The 17,031-nt window shown below is 75.5% G+C and carries 19 protein-coding genes and 3 tRNA genes; 7 read left to right on the plus strand and 15 right to left on the minus strand.

What is annotated here, in order from left to right:
* Window positions 1-19: 19 nt before the first annotated feature.
* From VF202_13235 to VF202_13245, 3 genes are read left to right on the plus strand one after another with little or no spacing between them, the layout of a single operon-like run.
* Complete coding sequence (locus tag VF202_13235; protein HEX7041078.1) at window positions 20-772, plus strand: ThuA domain-containing protein; 753 nt, start codon at window positions 20-22, stop codon at window positions 770-772.
* Complete coding sequence (locus tag VF202_13240; GenBank protein HEX7041079.1) at window positions 769-1,830, plus strand: Gfo/Idh/MocA family oxidoreductase; 1,062 nt, start codon at window positions 769-771, stop codon at window positions 1,828-1,830. The genes VF202_13235 and VF202_13240 overlap by 4 nt, the downstream gene beginning before the upstream one ends.
* A complete protein-coding gene (locus tag VF202_13245; protein ID HEX7041080.1) occupies window positions 1,827-2,216 on the plus strand; it encodes a metallopeptidase family protein in 390 nt (129 codons plus the stop codon). The genes VF202_13240 and VF202_13245 overlap by 4 nt, the downstream gene beginning before the upstream one ends.
* A gap of 70 nt (window positions 2,217-2,286) precedes the next feature.
* On the opposite strand, the gene VF202_13250 is transcribed toward VF202_13245, so the two are convergent.
* Genes VF202_13250 through VF202_13260 form a run of 3 tightly spaced genes read right to left on the minus strand, consistent with a single transcriptional unit; the run spans window position 2,287 to window position 4,555 of the window.
* Entirely contained in the window at window positions 2,287-3,312 is a 1,026-nt protein-coding gene (locus VF202_13250; protein ID HEX7041081.1) for a hypothetical protein, read from the minus strand.
* Complete coding sequence (ispD, locus tag VF202_13255) at window positions 3,309-3,977, minus strand: 2-C-methyl-D-erythritol 4-phosphate cytidylyltransferase (protein HEX7041082.1); 669 nt, start codon at window positions 3,975-3,977, stop codon at window positions 3,309-3,311. The genes VF202_13250 and ispD overlap by 4 nt, the downstream gene beginning before the upstream one ends.
* Entirely contained in the window at window positions 3,974-4,555 is a 582-nt protein-coding gene (locus VF202_13260) for a UbiX family flavin prenyltransferase (GenBank protein ID HEX7041083.1), read from the minus strand. Before VF202_13260 ends, ispD begins: the two co-directional genes overlap by 4 nt.
* A gap of 45 nt (window positions 4,556-4,600) precedes the next feature.
* Here VF202_13260 and VF202_13265 point away from each other — a divergent pair, with 45 nt between their 5' ends.
* On the plus strand, window positions 4,601-4,870 hold the full coding sequence (locus VF202_13265) for a PspC domain-containing protein (GenBank protein ID HEX7041084.1): 270 nt from the start codon (window positions 4,601-4,603) through the stop codon (window positions 4,868-4,870).
* 101 nt (window positions 4,871-4,971) lie between these two features.
* On the opposite strand, the gene VF202_13270 is transcribed toward VF202_13265, so the two are convergent.
* Both VF202_13270 and VF202_13275 read right to left on the minus strand, forming a co-directional pair.
* On the minus strand, window positions 4,972-6,663 hold the full coding sequence (locus VF202_13270) for an E3 binding domain-containing protein (GenBank protein ID HEX7041085.1): 1,692 nt from the start codon (window positions 6,661-6,663) through the stop codon (window positions 4,972-4,974).
* A gap of 175 nt (window positions 6,664-6,838) precedes the next feature.
* Entirely contained in the window at window positions 6,839-8,146 is a 1,308-nt protein-coding gene (locus tag VF202_13275; protein ID HEX7041086.1) for a PASTA domain-containing protein, read from the minus strand.
* A 47-nt stretch (window positions 8,147-8,193) separates the two neighbouring features.
* Between VF202_13275 and VF202_13280 the strand changes: the two genes are divergently transcribed.
* A complete protein-coding gene (locus tag VF202_13280; GenBank protein HEX7041087.1) occupies window positions 8,194-8,802 on the plus strand; it encodes a hypothetical protein in 609 nt (202 codons plus the stop codon).
* On the opposite strand, the gene VF202_13285 is transcribed toward VF202_13280, so the two are convergent.
* The 10 genes from VF202_13285 to VF202_13330 form a co-directional block, all read right to left on the minus strand.
* Entirely contained in the window at window positions 8,786-9,685 is a 900-nt protein-coding gene (locus tag VF202_13285) for an ROK family protein (protein ID HEX7041088.1), read from the minus strand. The two genes, VF202_13280 and VF202_13285, sit on opposite strands and share 17 nt — an antisense overlap.
* On the minus strand, window positions 9,682-10,821 hold the full coding sequence (locus VF202_13290; protein HEX7041089.1) for an acetate/propionate family kinase: 1,140 nt from the start codon (window positions 10,819-10,821) through the stop codon (window positions 9,682-9,684). Before VF202_13290 ends, VF202_13285 begins: the two co-directional genes overlap by 4 nt.
* 12 nt (window positions 10,822-10,833) lie before the next feature.
* On the minus strand, window positions 10,834-11,526 hold the full coding sequence (locus tag VF202_13295) for a metallophosphoesterase (protein ID HEX7041090.1): 693 nt from the start codon (window positions 11,524-11,526) through the stop codon (window positions 10,834-10,836).
* Window positions 11,527-11,552: 26 nt separating this feature from the next.
* Entirely contained in the window at window positions 11,553-12,095 is a 543-nt protein-coding gene (gene folK, locus VF202_13300) for a 2-amino-4-hydroxy-6-hydroxymethyldihydropteridine diphosphokinase (GenBank protein HEX7041091.1), read from the minus strand.
* On the minus strand, window positions 12,088-12,462 hold the full coding sequence (folB, locus tag VF202_13305; GenBank protein ID HEX7041092.1) for a dihydroneopterin aldolase: 375 nt from the start codon (window positions 12,460-12,462) through the stop codon (window positions 12,088-12,090). Before folB ends, folK begins: the two co-directional genes overlap by 8 nt.
* A 49-nt stretch (window positions 12,463-12,511) precedes the next feature.
* A complete protein-coding gene (folP, locus tag VF202_13310; protein ID HEX7041093.1) occupies window positions 12,512-13,468 on the minus strand; it encodes a dihydropteroate synthase in 957 nt (318 codons plus the stop codon).
* On the minus strand, window positions 13,465-14,628 hold the full coding sequence (gene wecB / locus VF202_13315) for a UDP-N-acetylglucosamine 2-epimerase (non-hydrolyzing) (protein ID HEX7041094.1): 1,164 nt from the start codon (window positions 14,626-14,628) through the stop codon (window positions 13,465-13,467). Before wecB ends, folP begins: the two co-directional genes overlap by 4 nt.
* A complete protein-coding gene (locus tag VF202_13320; protein ID HEX7041095.1) occupies window positions 14,625-15,725 on the minus strand; it encodes an MraY family glycosyltransferase in 1,101 nt (366 codons plus the stop codon). The genes wecB and VF202_13320 overlap by 4 nt, the downstream gene beginning before the upstream one ends.
* A gap of 30 nt (window positions 15,726-15,755) precedes the next feature.
* The gene (gene upp / locus VF202_13325) at window positions 15,756-16,382 is read right to left on the minus strand and encodes a uracil phosphoribosyltransferase (GenBank protein ID HEX7041096.1); all 627 of its coding nucleotides are present in this window, start codon (window positions 16,380-16,382) and stop codon (window positions 15,756-15,758) included.
* 82 nt (window positions 16,383-16,464) lie between these two features.
* Window positions 16,465-16,555: transfer RNA gene (locus VF202_13330), tRNA-Ser, on the minus strand.
* Window positions 16,556-16,771: 216 nt separating this feature from the next.
* On the opposite strand from VF202_13330, the gene VF202_13335 reads away from it, so the two are divergent.
* Together VF202_13335 and VF202_13340 are read left to right on the plus strand one after the other, a co-directional pair.
* Window positions 16,772-16,845, plus strand: a tRNA-Gln gene (locus VF202_13335).
* 97 nt (window positions 16,846-16,942) lie between these two features.
* Window positions 16,943-17,016, plus strand: a tRNA-Gln gene (locus VF202_13340).
* Window positions 17,017-17,031: the final 15 nt, after the last annotated feature.

Here is a 17,031-nt window from a genome sequence, read left to right on the forward strand (position 1 = left end):
CGGTGATGGGCAGGTCGCCTTGAGGGTCACCATCTACAACGAGTTCCTCCACGAGGTGGAGGTCGAGAGCGTCCGCCGCCTCTACCCCGACGGGATCCACGCCGCCCTCGCCGCCGCCGTGCGCGAGCACGTGCCGGCGGCCGAGGTGCGCACCGCCACCCTGCGCGAGCCGGAGCACGGCCTGTCGCAGGAGGTCGTGGACGCCACCGACGTCATGCTGTGGTGGGGCCACAAGGCCCACGGCGAGGTCTCCGACGCCGTCGCCGAGCGCGTGCAGCGGGCGGTCCTCGCCGGCATGGGCCTCGTCGTCCTGCACTCCGGTCACCTCTCGAAGCCGTTCCTCCGCCTGCTCGGCACGCACGGTTCGCTGAGGTGGCGGGAGGCCGACGAGAAGGAGCGCCTGTGGAGCCTGCAGCCCGGCCACCCGCTGCTCGCGGGCGTACCCGACCACTTCGAGATCGAGCCGGAGGAGATGTACGGGGAGCGCTTCGACGTCCCGGACCCCGACGAGCTGCTGATGATCTCGTGGTTCCAGGGTGGCGAGGTGTTCCGCAGCCTCATGACGTGGCGGCGCGGACACGGACGCGTCGTCTACTTCCGTCCGGGGCACGAGACCTACCCCACCTACCACCACCCCGTCGTGAGGCGCATCGTGGCGAACGCCGCCCTGTACGCCGCCGCGCGGCTCAGGCGCGACGACTCCGCCTGCCCGAACACGGCGGCCTTCGAGCCCGTCCCGAACCCCGGGAAGGAGCACGTCCTCAAGCCGTGAGGCCCGTCGCCGACCCGTTGCGCGTAGCGATAATCGGCACCGGCAGCATCTCGCAGGCGCACTTCGACGGGTACCGCGCCGCTGGCGCCAACGTCGTCGCCCTCTGCGACGTCAACCCGGTCCAGCTCGCCGCCCGCGCCAGCGCCTGGGGCGTCGACAGGACCTACGCCGACTTCGAGGAGCTGTTCGCCGCCGGCGGCATCGACGCCGTGTCGATCGCCGCGCCCACGGCCGTGCACCACCCCGCCACGCTGGCCGCGGCCAGGTCCGGGGTCCACGTCCTCGTCGAGAAGCCCATCGCCCTCGACCTCGCGCTGGCCGACGAGATGATCGCCGCCTGCCGCGACGCCGGCGTGATCCTCTTCGTCAACCACCAGCTCAGGTCCTCCGGCCCGGCGCGCAAGGCCAAGGAGCTGCTCCTCGCCGGCGCCATCGGGCGCGTGACCCACCTGCGCCTGCGGCAGGCGCACGACTGGGGCGGGCTCGGAGTGCGCCCGTCGTTCGCCACCAGGGCCAGCTCGGGCGGCGGCACGCTCCTCGACAACGGCTGCCACCTCGCCGACCTGGCGCGCTTCTTCGGCGGGCGCGTCCGCGAGGTGTTCGCCCGCACCGCCACCCTCGCCTACGACATCGAGGTCGAGGACACGGCGAACGTCTCGCTGGAGTTCGCCGACGGCGCCATCGGCACGATCGAGACGGCGTGGACCGCCACCGGCTGGGAGGAGGGGTTCTGGATCTACGGCACGAAGGGCGCGCTGGAGAGCACGAACCGCTTCGGCCCGCCCTGGCTGCGGCACTACCACCGGTCGATGCCCGGCGGCACCTGGGACGAGACCGACCTCACGACCTACACGTTCGGCGGCTACAAGCCGCACACGGCGCACGTCATCGCCTTCGTGCAGGCCGTCCGCGGCGAGGGGCCGGTCGTGTGCTCCGGCGAGGACGGGCGCGAGGCCGTGCGCCTGATCCTCGCCGCCTACGCCAGCGCCGCCGACCACGCGCCGGTGCGCCTCAGGGACGCGCCCGACACCTTCGAGGAGGCGGTGACGGCGTCGTGACCTTCGAGGAGTTCCGCCAGCTCGTCGCCGACCTCGTCGACGAGGTGCCAGAGCGGTTCATGCGCGGCCTGCAGGGCGTGCACGTCCTGCCGCAGGCCAAGCGCGAGGAGGGCTACGACGAGGACGTGTTCCGCATGGGCGAGTACCTCGACCCCGGTCCCGACCAGTTCCTCGGCGGCAGCGAGGGGCTGGGCCGCCACATCGCCCTCTACTACGGCTCCTTCAAGGCCATCGCCGACGCCGACCCCGACTTCGACTGGGAGGAGGAGGCGTGGGAGACGCTGACGCACGAGCTCAGGCACCACGTCGAGTCGCTCGCCGGCGAGGACCTCCTGGTCCAGGAGGACGTCGAGGTCAGCCGCTCCTTCACCAGGCGCGACCGCTAGCGGCTTCCGGGCGAGCGTCGCCGGACGCGGCGCCGCGGCGGGCCCGGACGCGGCGCATCGCGGTGGACGCTCAGCCGGCGCGCGGCTCCGTGTCGGCGGGTCCCGTGCGCGCCGCCGCCACCCAGAGGTCGGGTCGGCGCGAGCGCAGCACCGCGGCCAGCTCCGCGGCCGCCTCGGGTCCCTCCGCGACCCCGAAGCAGGTGGGGCCGCTGCCGGCCATCAGCACGCCGCGCAGGCCCAGCGACCTGAGCTCGGCCAGCAGCTCGCGCACCTCCACGTGCGCCCGCATCACGCCGGCCTGCAGCCCGTTGCGCCAGGCCGGCTCGGCGCCGCGCGCGAGGGCCTCCAGCGCCGCCACGTGCCTGAGCCGGCCCGTGAAGCCGACGAGCGCGCCGTAGGCCTCGGCGGCCGAGACCGTGAGCTCGGGCTTGGCGAGCACGAGGTCGAGCCGTGGGGCCGCGACGGGCGTGAGCCGCTCGCCGCGTCCGCGACCCACGGCGGCGTCCGCGCCCGAGAGGAAGAACGGCACGTCGGAGCCGATCGCGAGGCCCAGCGCACCGAGGTCTGGCACGCCGGGAACGAGCCGTTCCAGGGCGCGCAGCGCGGCGGCGGCGTCGGACGAGCCCCCGCCGAGCCCGGCGGACACGGGCAGGCGCTTCGTGAGACGCAGCGCGACGCCGGGGGCCGGGGCGCCCACGCTCGCCGTCCAGGACGCTAGGTAGGCCGACGCCGCTCGGGCGACGAGGTTCCCCTCGCCCGGCGGCAGCTCGGCGACCGAGCGCTCGAACCACCCCGGGGCGCCGGGGTACGGCGCGGCGTCCACGACGAGGCTCACCTCGCCGGGCCGCTCCGGCGCCAGGGTCGCCTCGACCTCGTCCGCCAGGTCGAGGCGCGCGAAGAGGGTCTCGATCTCGTGGAAGCCGTCGCCGCGCCTGGCCAGCACGGCCAGGCCGAGGTTCACCTTGCCCGGCGCGCTCTCCGCGACCGTCGGGGACGCGCCCCCCGCGACGGTGCCCGGGCCCCTGGCGGTCGCGCCCGCGGTGCCGCCGTCGGCGCCGCCCGCCTCCTCGCCTCGCCGCGACCTACCGGCAGTCATCGCCCCCGCGTCGCGCCGACGGCGAGCCTCGCCGCCAGCGCCTCGGCGACCAGCAGGTCCTCCGGCCGCGTCACCTTCATCAGGAGCGGACTGCCCTCGACCAGCGCCACCTGCCGCCCCAGGCGTCGGACGAGCGCGGCGTCGTCGGTGGCCGCGACGCCCGCGGCGGCCGCCGCCTCGTGGGCCGCGAGCAGCAGCGCGCGCTCGAAGCCCTGCGGCGTCTGCACGGCGCGCAGCAGCGTCCGGTCGAGCTCCTCGCCCGCCTCGGTCACGACGGTGTCGGCGACCGGCAGCGCCGCCGTGGACGCACCGTGTCGGCGCGCCGCCGCGAGCACGCGGGCGATCACGTCGCCGGTCAGGAACGGCCGGGCGACGTCGTGCACGAGCACGTGGCGCGCCGTGGACGCCCTGACGAGCGCGCGCACCGACTCCTGGCGCGTCTCGCCGCCCTCCACGTAGACGGCGCCGGGGCGGCGGGGCCAAGCGGCCAGCGCGCCCGGCGGCACGGCCACGACGACCTCGTCGACGTGCGGGGCCAGCGCGTCGAGGGCCAGGTCGAGGAGCGTACTGCCGGCGACCTCGACGAGCGCCTTGGGCCCGCGGCCGAGGCGCGTGCCCCGCCCGGCGGCGGCCAGGAGGGCGGCGACCCTCGCGCCCACGCTCACTCACCCCACCGCGGGACCCGCGCGTGCTCGACGCCCAGGTGGTCGAGCACGCGGGCCGTCACGCTGCCGACGAGGTCGTCCACCGACGCGGGCCGGTGGTAGAAGCCCGGCGAGGCGGGCATGACGACGGCGCCGGCCGCGTCGGCGGCCAGCATGTTCTCGAGCATCGGGCGGGAGTAGGGGGCCTCCCGCACGACGAGTACGAGCTTGCGGCGCTCCTTCAGCGCCACGTGGGCGGCGCGCGAGGTGAGGTTGTCGGTGAGGCCGTGCGCCACCTTCGCCAGCGTGCCGGCGCTGCAAGGCACGACGACCATGGCCTCGAACCTGTGGCTGCCCGAGGCGATCGGGGCGCCGCTGTCGCTGTCCTTGTGCACCTCGGAGGCCAGCGAGGTGAGGGCCTCCAGGCCGCCGTCGAGCTCCGTCGGCAGGACGCGCTTGGCGCCGGCGGTGACGACCAGGTGGATGTGGACGGCCGCGTCGCGGAGGCACCGGAGGAGGTCGACGGCGTAGGCCATGCCGCTCGCGCCGGTGACGGCCACCACCACCTCCCTGCGCGCCGGGTCTACCCTCGCTGTCACCAGGCCAGGTTACCGCGAGCGTGCCGGACTTATACTCGCCGCGCCGTGCAGGGCAGCGACGCACCACGAGACGCCAACGCTCTGGACCCGCGCCGCGGGAGCCTCGAGCTGCGGCTCGCGCCGGGACACCCGCGCCTCGCGCGCGCCCGCCACGGACGTGTACTGACCGGTCTATGCGCCGGGATCGGGGAGTTCCTCGGCTACCCCGCCGCCGCGGTGCGCGCCGTCTTCGTGGCGGCCGCGCTGCTCACGCTCGGCACCGCGGCGCTGGCCTACCTGGCCCTGAGCCTGCTGGTCCCCGCGTCGACCGACTAGCTCGCGAGAGCGGCGCGCCGGCGCGCGCGCCGCGCGCCTCCGGGCACGCCGACCGGTCGACCCACCCGCCTCGCCACGGGGCGAGGGCGGACGGGCCTACCTCACATCACCAGCCTGACGGGCGAGTCGAGGAGCTCGGCGACGCGCGCGAGCAGCCGCGCGCCCGTCTCGGCCGGCAGGTCGCCGGCCAGGGTCAGGGTGCTCCTGTAGCCGCCGCGCTGGTTGTCGTAGAGGATCCTGCCCAGGCTCAGCACGGGGAGGTCGAGGTCGAGGACGACCTCGTCGACGTCGAGGCCGCTGAGGTCGGCGACGACGAGGCCAGCCTCGTCCTCCTCGACGCCCGGTCCGGCCAGCTCGGAGACGATCTCGGCGAACGGGCGGTCGGCCGCACCGTCGACGCGCCGCAGCGACACGCCGTCGCCGAACGCGGCCAGGGCCACCTGGCCGAACCCGCCGCCCAGCTCGGCGGCCGCCTTGGCCACGGCCCGCAGCACGAACGGCGCCGCGCCCAGCGGCTCCTCGTGGCCGAGCTCCTGCGAGACGGCGAGCTGGGCGCCGGCCAGCGCGCTGACGTCGACGTGTCGCCTGAGCGCCAGGCGCAGACGCGCCAGCGGCAGGCCCTCGAAGCCCGCCTGGGTCACGCCCGCCAGCTCGTCCGGCGTCTCGACCGCGGCGACGACCTCGCCGGGCCCGCTCTCCAGGTCCGCCGCGGCGTCCGCGGGCGCATCCGCGGCGTCCACCGGCGCGGCCTCCTCACCGACCACCGCGCCGGCGTCTCCCGCTCCCTCGGCGGCCGCGCGGTCGCCCGCGGCCCCGACGTCCTCCAGGGCATGACCATCGTCAGCCGCCCCCACCTGGCCGGCGTCCCCGCCGACCTGCGGCATGCCGCCGTCGTCCGCGTCGCCCGTCCGGCCCCCGCCCTCCGCGGGGCCCTCGCCGGTCCCCGCCGGCTCCCACGAGGGACCGGCGGACCAGGCGTCGTAAGGCGAGTCGCCGCGCTCCGCGGGCGCCTCGGCCCACGTCTCGTCGGCGGACGCCGCGGCCCCGGCCGGCGCGCCCGGCTCTTCCGGCGCGGCCCACAGGTCGGCATCGCTGCCCGCGTCCCCTCCGGAGGCGCCCTCCTCCGCCTCGCTCGAGACGGCGAAGAGGTCGACGTCGTCGCTCGTCCGGCCGACGGGCTCGCCCCAGATGTCGGAAGGGGGCGTCTCCTCCCGCGGGCTTGGCTCGCCGAGGTGGATGCCCTCGCCCCAGGCCTCCTCGGCGCCCTGTGCCGGCGCCGCGGCGGCGCCAGGCGCCGGCGCGGGCCCGAGCGCGTCGTCCCGCCCGGCGCCGTCGTCGACGGGCAGGGGCTCGTCGCCGGAGACGAGCAGGTCGTCGAGGTCGTCGGCCGCCGTGGGCGCCGCGCCCTCCCGGGGCGCGGGAGCGGGGGCGGGAGCCGGCGTCTCGGCCGCCTCCGGCTCGTCGTCGAAGAGGAAGACGTCCTCGTCGACGGCGGCCGGCTCCTCGCGCACCGCGCTGCCGATCTCGTGCCTGAGCTCGCCGAGCGTGGCGGCCTCACCGACGCCCTGCCTCACGGTGGCGATGTCCTGCTCCGGCCAGGCGTCCATGCCTTCGGGGAGCGGCTCCGGCGTGGGGTCCACGGCCTCCTCGCCCGCCATCACGCGCGCGAGGTAGTCGAGGACGTCGCGCTCCACGATCCGGCCGCCGTCACCCGAGCCCTGCAGCCGGCGCCAGTCGACGTTGTTCTGCTCCGCCAGCCGCCGCGCAAGCGGGGTGATGTCGGGCTCGCTCACAGGTCTCCTCCTACGCGCGGCGGCCGTGCCCCCGCTGGTCTCATGCCTCTGTCATGCGAGTATACCGAACCCGTCCTGCGCCCCTGACGGAGCCGGAGGCGGCGACCCGTCGCGCTCCCCCGCGCCGCACCGCGTCGCGTTCAGGACCCCGTGCCCCACCCCGACCGCGCCGCCCTCAGGGACGCCAGGCCTGGAAGAAGACGCCGTCGATGTACGTCTGCAGGAGCGCGTCGCCGCCGTAGACGGTCACCGTGGTCGTGGCCACCTCTCCCGGCTGCATCTGCCTGTCGAAGACGCTCCTGGTGCCGCGGTCGTCGCTGACGACCAGCTCGAGCCGGTACGGCTGCTCGAGGAGGCGGCGCACGCCCATGAACGTGGGGTCGAACGTGAAGGGGATGCTGCGGCTGCCGTCGCCCGCCTGCACCGACGGCCCGCCCCCAGCGGGGCCCTCGCCGCCGCCGGCGCCGGGACGCTGGCCGCCCGGGCCGCCCAGGACGTCGTCGCGCTGGCCGGGCAGGCCGAGGTCGGGCAGCAGCGGCGAGTCGGCGGGGCGTCCGTTCACGGTGAGCAGCACCGGGGTGCCCGGCAGGGTGTAGCCGGTGGGCTGGACCTCGACCACGCCCTCAGGCCTGGCGGGGTCGTCGACGTACGTCACCTGCCCGACGAGGAGCTGCGCGGCGCGCAGCGCGAGCTGCGCCCGCCACTGCGGCAGGCCGACGACGTCCGGCACCTCGACGACGTTGCGCGACGAGAGCGCGTAGTTCACGGTGACGGGCGTGCTGGTCACGACCTCCGCGCCGGCGGGCGGCCACGTCGAGACGACGTCGCCCGCGCCGGTGAAGCTCACGCTGGTCGCGACCCTCTCGATCCTGTGGAAGCCGAGCTCCTCGAGCCGCTTCACGGCCTCGTCCGCGGGCAAGCCCTTGAGGTCCGGCACGACCACGCGCGGGAGGTCGCGCCCGCGGCTGACGACGAGCGACAGCTCCTCGCCGGACGCGAGCTGGGCGCCGCCCTCGGGCGCCTGGCCGATGACGGTGCCCACGGGTCGGTCGCTGGCCTCGTAGACCGTCGTCCCCAGGGGGAGGTTCAGCTCGCTCACCCGGCGCCTGGCGTCGGCCTCCAGCATGCCGGTGAGGTCGGGCACGCGCGCCGCGGCCCCCACGGCGTTCACGCCCAGGTGCACGGTGCGCCCGCGCCTGACCGTGGCCCCGGGCGCGGGGGACTGCGAGGTGACGGTGTCGGGCGCGGCGCCCGCCACCTGCTCGATGAAGGTCACGGGCTCGAGGCCCATCCGCCTGAGCACCTGCGCGGCCTCGTCGTGGCGCATGCCGACGACCTCCGGCAGGCGCACCTCGGGCACGTCGAAGTAGCCGCGGAGGTTGAGTGCCGTGACGACGAGGGCCCCCACGAGGAGCGCTCCGGCCACGGTGAGCCACGTCCAGCCCGTCCGGCGCGTGCCGATGGCGTCGGCGGCGGCAGTCACGCGCCGACTCTACCGCGACCCGCCGAAGCCGCGGGTAGAGTCTGGTCGTGAACCGCGCCCTCGCGTTCCCCGCCGGCACGGTGGCGCACCTCCCGACCGCCACGGGCGGCGAGCTGGCGGACCTGCTGGCCCTGGAGAGGGCCGGGGCGCGCCTCGCCCTGGTGGCGCTGCCGGCCGCGGTCGAGGACAGCCTCTACCGCTACAACAACCTGCCGGAGCGCCTCGCGCGCCTCTACGCCGGCGTGGACCCCCTCGACCCGGACGAGGACCTCGTCGAGGAGGCCGAGGGTCCCGCGCTGGCGCTCGTGTCGGGGGCCCACCTGCTCGACGACGTCATCGACGCCGTCTACGAGGCCCTCGCGGGCCTGCCGGAGGAGCTCGTCGTCCGCCGGCCCGGCGAGGAGGTCGGCGAGCCCGCCGCCGGCAGGCGCGGCGCGCTGCTGGCGTTCAAGGCGCTCATCGGGCGCGACTGGCGCGCCGACGCCGTGATCGCGCGGCTGCGGCGCCACGGCAGCGTGGCCGTCGACGCCCGGCCGGTGATCGCCCACGCCCGCGCGGCGGCGCCCGACGCCGAGCTCTCGCTGGTGGCGGCGGAGACGCTCGGTCGACTGGCCACCGTCCACGCCCACGAGGGCGGCGTCACCGGCGTGGCCTGAAGGCGCGCTCGGCCACGGACGCGGCGCCGATCGCGCCGGCGTCTCCCCCGAGCACCGCCAGGCGGAACTCCGGCTCGCAGAAGCCCTCCAGGTACCTCCTGGCCGCCTCCTTGACGCGGCCCAGGTAGAACTCCCCCGCCGCCGTCAGGCCCCCGCCCAGCACGAACGCCTCCGGGTCGAACACCTTCTGGAGGTTCGCCAGACCGATCCCCGCGAAGGTGGCGGCGTTGTCGACGATGCCGAGGGCCATGCGCTCGCCGGCGCGGGCCCTCTCGAACACCTCGACCGCGGTCATGGGCCGGCCGTAGGCGAAGGTGGCGTCGCGGGCGATCGCCCGCCCGCCGGCGATGGCCTCGAGGCTGCCCGTGTGGCCGTCGCCCCCCATGGGCCCGCCGGGCAGCATCGTGACGTGCCCGATCTCGCCGCCCAGGCCGTGCGCGCCGCGCACCAGCGTCTCGCCGACGAACAGCCCGCCGCCGATGCCGGTCGAGAGCGTGACGTAGACGCTCGACTCGAGGTCGCGGGCCGCGCCGTAGAGGTGCTCGGCGAAGCCCGCGGCGTTGGCGTCGTTCTCCAGCTCCACGGGCAGGCCGAGGGCCTCCCCGAGCGCCTCGACGACCGGCGCGTCGACCATGCCGGCGATGTTCGGGGCGAACACGACGCGTCCGCGGGCGTGGTCCAGCGGACCGGGCGAGCCGACGCCGACGGCCACGACCTCGTGGCCGCGGGAGAGCAGCTCGCGCGCGGCGCCGGCCATCGCCGCCACCACGTCGTCGAAGCCCGTCTGCGGCGTGGCGACGCGCACGCGGTCGAGGACGCGCCCGTCGTCGACGACCGCCGCCAGGATCTTCGTGCCGCCCAGGTCTATCCCCAAGGTGCTCAACTCGCGCTACCTCCCGCGCGGCGCGCGGCCTCGACGGCCTGCGCCGCGATCATGACCTCCTCGTCGGTGCGCACGACGAGCACCGCCACGGCGCTGCCCGGCGCGCTGATCACCGGCCCGCCCGCGTGGTTGGCGTCCGGGTCGAGCCGCACGCCGAGGTGCTCCAGCCCCTCGAGCGCGGCCGCCCGCGTGGCCGCGTCGTTCTCGCCGACGCCGCCCGTGAACACGACGGCGTCGACGCCCCCCATCGCGGCGGCGTAGGCGCCCACGAGCTTGCGGACCCGGTAGGCGTACACCTCGAGCGCCGCGGCCGCCGCGTCGGAGCCGGCCGCCGCCGCCGACCTGACGTCGCGCATGTCGTTGCCCACGCCCGACATGCCGGCCAGGCCGGAGCCGCGGTTCAGGAGCTCGTCGAGCTCGTCGACGCCCATGCCCTCCCGCAGCAGGTGCAGGACGAGGCCGGGGTCGACGTCGCCGCTGCGCGTGCCCATCAGCAGGCCCTCCAGCGGCGTGAAGCCCATGCTCGTGTCGACGACCGCGCCGTGGTCGACCGCCGCGCCGGAGGCGCCGTTGCCGAGGTGCAGGGAGACGAGGCGCAGCTCCTCGCGCCGCCGCCCGAGGAGGCGCGCCGCCTCGCGCGTCACGTAGTCGTGGCTGGTGCCGTGGAAGCCGTAGCGCCGCAGGCCGCGGGCGGCGTACTCGGGAGGCAGGCCGTAGAGGTAGGCGCGGCGGGGCAGCGTGGCGTGGAAGGCGGTGTCGAAGACGGCCACGTGGGTCGCCGCGGGCAGCAGGCGACGGGCCGCGCGCAGGGCCGCCAGGTTCGCCGGGTTGTGCAGCGGCGCCAGGTCGCAGAGGGCGGCGATGCCGGCCTCCACCTCGTCGTCGACGACGGTCGGCGCCGTGTAGCGGGTGCCGCCGTGGACGACGCGGTGGCCCACCACCCGCGGCTCGTCGAAGCCCGCCTCCGCGGCGAGCGAGGCCAGGCACTCCTCCAGCGCCGACTCGTGGCTGGCGCCGTCCTCGCCGATGCGCTCGACGTGCCGCCTGGCGCCGGACGGGTAGGCCCTCACCTTCAGGCTCGAGCTGCCGGCGTTCACGACGAGCACGCTCTCGCTGCCGGGCGACGTGCTGTCCATGTCCACGCGACTCTACCCGCCCAGGTCGGCGATCAGCCGGGGACGGAAGCCCAGGGCGTCGGCGGCGACGAAGTGCACGGCCACGCCGTCGAGGCTCGTCAGCACCGGCTCCTCGCCGTGGACGTGCCCGAACACGAGCGCGTCGGGCGCGTACTCCGCGATCAGCCGCGTGAAGCCGCTCGGCTCGAGCCGCGTGTTCGTGGGCGGGAAGTGCAGCATCACGACCCGGTAGCGCCCCTCGAGCCGCCGCGCCGCCTGCAGCGAGAGGCTCAGCCTCTCGACCTCCCGCCTGTAGACCTTCTCGTCCTCGGCGGTGAAGCCGCGGCTGCCGGGGCAGACCCAGCCGCGGGTGCCGGCGACGACCACCCCGTCCACCGCGAGCGCGTCGTTCTGGACGGCGTACATGCCCTCGGGCAGCACGCGCCTGAGCTTGCTTATCGAGGGCCACCAGTAGTCGTGGTTGCCGCGCAGCAGGACCTTGCGGCCGGGCAGGGCCGCGATGTCCGCGAGGTCGAGCAGCGCCTCCTCGAGCCGCATCGCCCAGGAGACGTCGCCGGGCACGAGCACGAGGTCGCCCTCCCCCACCGTCTCGCGCCAGCGGTCGAAGAACGCCTGCGGGTGACCCTCCCAGTTGCCGCCGAAGACGTCCATCGGCTTGGGCTGCGCCCGCGAGAGGTGGGGGTCGGCGATGGCGAACAGGCGCATCGGAGGGCGATACTACCCGGCGCGCCTCACCACGGCAGGTCGGTGCGCTCGACGCCGGAGGCGTCGAGGCGCGCCAGCATCTCCTCGGCCGTCTCCCCGGTGACCGGGTGACGCCACCGCGGGTCGACCTCGCGCAGCGGCACGAGCACGAAGGCCCTGTGGTGGAGGCGGGGGTGCGGGACCGTGGCGACGGGGTCGTCGACGTTCGCGTCGCCGTGGGCGAGCAGGTCGAGGTCGATCACGCGCGGACCCCAGCGCTCCCGCCTCACCCGCCCGAGGCGCTCCTCGATGTCGAGCAGCGCCCTGAGCAGCGCGTGCGTCGAGAGCGCCGTGCGCAGCGCCACGACCGCGTTGAGGTAGTCGGGCTGGCCGGGCGGGCCGCCCACCGGCGCCGTGCGGTAGAGCGAGGAGCGGGCGACGACCTCGCCGAGGCCCCGCAGCTCGTCGAGCGCCCGGCGCAGCGCGGCGTGGCTGTCGCCGACGTTGCCGCCTAGCGCCACCCAGGCCAACGCCTCGTCGCCTCGCGGCGCGGCCCCCTCGTCCCCGCGCGGCGGGGCTCCCTCAGGCACGACGCCTCTCGAGCTCGCAATGGACGTCGCGCACGACGCCCGGCAGCGGCGCGTGGGGCTTGTGCACCCTCACCCTCACGGCCACGACGCGCGGCTCCGCGTCGAGCACGGCGTCCGCCACGGCGGCGGCCACCGACTCGATCAGCTTGAAGCGCTTGCCGGTGACGACGGCGGCCACGAGGCGGTAGACGCGGGCGTAGTCGGCGGCCTCCGCCAGCGCGTCGCGCCGGGGCGGCGGCAGGCGCAGCGCGAGGTCGACGACGAACCGGGCGCCGCGCTCCAGCTCGTAGTCGTGCACCCCGTGGAAGGCGTAGAACTCCATGCCCTCGAGCGTCACGGTGACGAGGTCGTCGGCCGTTCCGCTCACGGCAGGGCCTCCCGGGCGCGGCCCCCGGCCGACCGCCGTGGTCCCGCGCTCACGAGCGCGCCTCCAGCGCCGCGGTCACGGACAGCGCCTGGCGGTGCGGCTCGACGTCGTGCACGCGCAGCAGGGCCGCGCCGAGGCGCGCTGCGTGGAGGTGGGCGGCGATGGTGGCGCCGAGCCTGTCGGCGGGGCGCTCCACGCCGGTGAGCCTGCCGAGGAACGACTTGCGCGAGGCGCCCACGAGCACGGGGTGGCCGTGGGCGGCGAGCCGTCCGGTGGCGTTGAGGAGCGCCAGGTTGTGCTCGAGTGTCTTGCCGAAGCCCAGGCCCACGTCGAGGACGACGCCGGGCACGCCGGCGGCCAGCGCACGCTCGGCCGCGGCGAGGAGGTACGCGCTCACCTCCGCGACGACGTCGCCGTAGCGCGGGTCCCGCTGCATCGTCCGCGGTTCGCCGAGCATGTGCATGATCACCGCCGGGGCCCCGGCCCGCGCGCACACGTCGACCATCCGGGGTTCGCGGAGGCCGGAGACGTCGTTGACGAGCGCCGCGCCCGCGGCGAGCGCCGCCGACGCGACCTCGGGCTTGCGGGTGTCGACGCTCACGACCACGCCCGCGCCCGCCAGCGCCTCGACGACGGGGAGCACCCGGCGCCTCTCCTCGTCGGCGTCCACCGGCGCGGCGCCGGGCCGCGTCGACTCGCCGCCGACGTCGACGATCATGGCCCCCTCGGCGGCCAGGCGCAGGCCGGCGGCCACGGCGTCGCCGCTCGTGAAGGTCGCGCCGCCGTCGGAGAAGCTGTCGGGGGTCACGTTCACGACGCCCATGAGGGCGGCGCCGCGCCAGCGCAGCTCGGTGCCCCCGCCGGGGAGCGGGCGGCCGAACCGCAGGACGTGCTCGACCTCGTGCCAGGCCGGCCCCGGAACAGCGCCCGCGGGTCGCGCCACGTCGTGGGAGGTCCGCGGCGCTCCGTCGGCGCGCGGCACGCCGGCGTCCTCGACCTGGGTCACAGACTGCCCTCCATGCGCCAGTCCTCCGGCCGCTCCGCCAGCCCGAAGCGCCAGGCCACCGCCTGCGCGATGCGCTCCGAGGCGCGACCGTCGCCGTAGGGGTTCGGCGCGGCGCGCATGCGCGCCAGCTCGGCCTCGTCGCCGAGCAGGGCCAGCAGGCGCTCCTCGACGCGGGCCGGGTCGTTGCCGACGAGCCGCAGCACGCCGCCCAGGCCCTCGGGCCTCTCGGTGACGTTGCGCAGTACCGCCACGGGGCGCCCCAGCGCCGCGCCCTCCTCCTGGATGCCGCCCGAGTCGGTGATGACGAGGACCGAGCGGTCGAGGAGCGCGACCATCGACAGGTAGTCGACCGGGTCCATGAGCCTGAAGTTCGGCACCGCCTCGAGGGCGGGCCACACGGCCTCGCGCACCGCCGGGTTGAGGTGCACGGGGTAGACGAAGGTCAGCTCGGGGTGGGCCCGCGCCACGGACGCCAGCGCCGCGGCCAGCTCGCGCATCACGGGGAGGTTCTCGCGCCGGTGCATCGTCACGGCCACGAGGTTCTCCGCGGGCAGGCCCTCCGGCAGGCGCGCGCGCCGGCGGCTGAGGACCACGGCGTCCACGGCCGTGTTGCCCGTCACGACCATGCGCTCCGGGTCCTTGCCCTCCTTGAGCAGGTTGTCCCGCGCGCCCTCGGTCGGCGGCAGGTCCATGTCGGTGAGGACGTCGGTGAGGCGCCTGTTCGCCTCCTCGGGGAAAGGTTGGCTCATGTCGAAGCTGCGCAGGCCGGCCTCGACGTGCGCCACGCGGGCGCCCTCGAGGAAGGCCGCGAACGCCACGCAGAACGTCGTCGTGGTGTCGCCGTGCACCAGCACGTACTCGGAGCGCAGCGCCTTCAGCGCCGCCGCCGCCGCCGGCGTGATGCGCCCGACCAGCTCCGGCAGCGTCTGCCTGTCCGTCATCACGTTCAGGTCGGCGTCGGTGCCCATGCCGAACGTGGCCAGAGAGGCGTCGAGCTGCTCGCGGTGCTGACCGGTGACGAGCGTCAGCACCTCGAAGAGACCCGAGCGCTTGAGTGCCGCGACCACCGGGGCCATCTTGTTCGCCTCGGGCCGCGTGCCGAACGCCACGACCACGCGCGGGCGGGCGGCCGACGCCGCGGCCGGCGGCGCCGCGCTCACGCGGTCGCGCCCTCGCGTCGCACCTCGGCGAGGCGGGCCAGCGAGACGGCGGCGATCAGCACGACGGTCAGCACGAGGGTGACGAGCGTGAGGGCGGGCGGCGTCGAGGAGAGCAGCATGCCGGCGACGCCCAGCGCCAGCGTCGCGCTCCAGAGGAGGATCACGGTGCCGCGCTTAGAGCCCGAGCGCTCGCGCAGCATGTCGTGGATGTGGTCGTTGTTCGCCCGGGCCGGGTTCGCCCCGCGGCGCAGGCGCCTCACCGTGACCTGGGTGATGTTCACGACGGGCAGGGCGAGCACGAGGATCGGCGCGACGACGGAGACGGCGGCCGTGACCTTGAGGGCGCCGATCACGCTCACGGCGGCGAGGACGTAGCCCAGCAGGTACGCGCCGGAGTCGCCCATGATGATCGTGGCCGGGCCGAAGTTGTGCCGCAGGAACCCCAGCGCCGCGCCGCCCAGCGCCGCGAGCAGCAGCACGGCCGCGCCGCGGTCGTCGAACTGCACGGCCACGGCCAGCAGGCTGAAGCTCGAGATCGCCGCGATGCCGGACGAGAGGCCGTCGAGGCCGTCGATGAAGTTGAAGGCGTTCGTGAAGCCGATGACCCACAGGAGCGTCACGGCCACGGCCAGCCCCTCGGAGAGGAACAGGTAGGAGGAGTCGCCGAAGTAGTCGGTGACGAAGCCGATGCGCACGCCGTTGACGACTAGGATCCCGGCCGCCACCGCCTGCGCGGCCAGGCGCAGCGCGGGGCCCACCTCCCACATGTCGTCGAGGAAGCCCACCAGCGTCATCAGCGCACCGCCGAGGGCGACGGCCAGCAGCTCGACGCGGTAGGCGTCGATGACGTCGGGGGCGACGAGGCTGCCGGCGATGAGGGCGATCAGGAAGCCGCCGAGGATCGCGATGCCGCCGATGTTCGGCACGGCGCCGGCGTGCTGGCGGACGCCGCCGCCGTGGGTGGAGCCGCCCACCTGGACGGCCTTGATGCGGTGCGCGAACGCGCGCACGTAGGGGACGAGGCTGGCGACGGCGGTCAGGGCCACGACGAACGTGACGACGACGAGCGGTAGGTAGGAGACGAGCGCCGCCTTCACGTCAGCGATCATACGGCCGACCCCGCCGGGTCAGCGGGTGCCGTAGATCCTGTCGCCGGCGTCCCCGAGGCCGGGGACGATGTACCCGTGCTCGTTCAGGCGCTCGTCCCTCGCGGCCAGGATGATGTCCACGTCGGGGTGGGCCGAGGTGACGGCCGCGATGCCCTCTGGCGCCCCGATGATGCAGAGCAGCCTGATGCGCGAGGCCCCGGCCTCCTTGAGCAGGTCGATGCCGGCGACGGCGCTGCCGCCGGTGGCGAGCATCGGGTCGAGCAGGAACGTGTCGCGCTCGGAGATGTCGTTGGGCAGCTTCACGTAGTACCGCACCGGCTTGAGCGTCTCCGGGTCGCGGTAGAGGCCGATGTGCCCCACGCGCGCCGTGGGCACCATGCTGAGGATGCCGTCGACCATCACCAGGCCGGCGCGGAGGATCGCGACGAGGGCGAGCTTCTTGCCGGCGAGGCGCTTCACCCGCGCCTGGGCCACGGGCGTGGTCACGACCCCGTCCTCGAGCTCGAGGTCGCGCATGGCGTCGAACGCCATGAGCATGCTCACCTCGGTGCACAGGGCCCTGAAGTCGCGGACGTTCGTCTCGGCGTCCCGCATGACGGCGAGCTTGTGCTGGATCAGGGGGTGGTCGATGACGGTGACAGACATCTGAGGTCCGCTTTCCGGGCCCCCGGCGGGCGGCGCGCTCCCGGGGCCTAACGAGAGGGCCGCCCGCTAGGGGCGGCCCTGCTGGCGGAGAGGGTGGGATTCGAACCCACGGTGCAGCGTAGCCACACAACGGTTTTCGAGACCGTCCCGTTCAACCACTCCGGCACCTCTCCGGGCCCGCACGCGCGTCCCCCCTGGTCCGCGCGGCCGTCCGCGAGTATAACCCACGGCGACGCCGCGGCGGACCGCGCGGCTCGTGGCCCGCCCGCGCACCTGACCCGCCCCGGCCCGCGGGCCACGGGACCCGGAGCCCGCGCGCGACGAGGTTCCTGGACGTCTGCACCGCCTTGACTGGCCCCTCCCGCCGCCCGTAGACTGACCTTTGCCGTTGGCCCATCGTCTAATGGCAGGACAACGGATTCTGGTTCCGTCGGTCGGGGTTCGAATCCCTGTGGGCCAGCCAAGTTCAGGCGCGCGCGGGCGCACCGGTTGCTAGACTGGTAGCCCGCGCGCGCCTGTCGCGAGGCGCCGCGCGCGGCGCCCGCGCCTCAGGCCCACGGTGGCCCATCGTCTAACGGCAGGACACCCGGTTTTGGTCCGGTCGGTCGGGGTTCGAATCCCTGTGGGCCAGCCATGGAGACGCCCCCTC

The organism is Trueperaceae bacterium (assembly GCA_036381035.1).
Lineage (GTDB): Bacteria > Deinococcota > Deinococci > Deinococcales > Trueperaceae > DASRWD01.

Coding starts and splice junctions, on each gene's coding strand:
- VF202_13290 (HEX7041089.1), bottom strand. CDS start 10,821: ATGGACAGCACGTCGCCCGGCAGCGAGAGCGTGCTCGTCGTGAACGCC.
- upp (HEX7041096.1), bottom strand. CDS start 16,382: ATGTCTGTCACCGTCATCGACCACCCCCTGATCCAGCACAAGCTCGCC.
- VF202_13295 (HEX7041090.1), bottom strand. CDS start 11,526: ATGCGCCTGTTCGCCATCGCCGACCCCCACCTCTCGCGGGCGCAGCCC.
- VF202_13250 (HEX7041081.1), bottom strand. CDS start 3,312: ATGACTGCCGGTAGGTCGCGGCGAGGCGAGGAGGCGGGCGGCGCCGAC.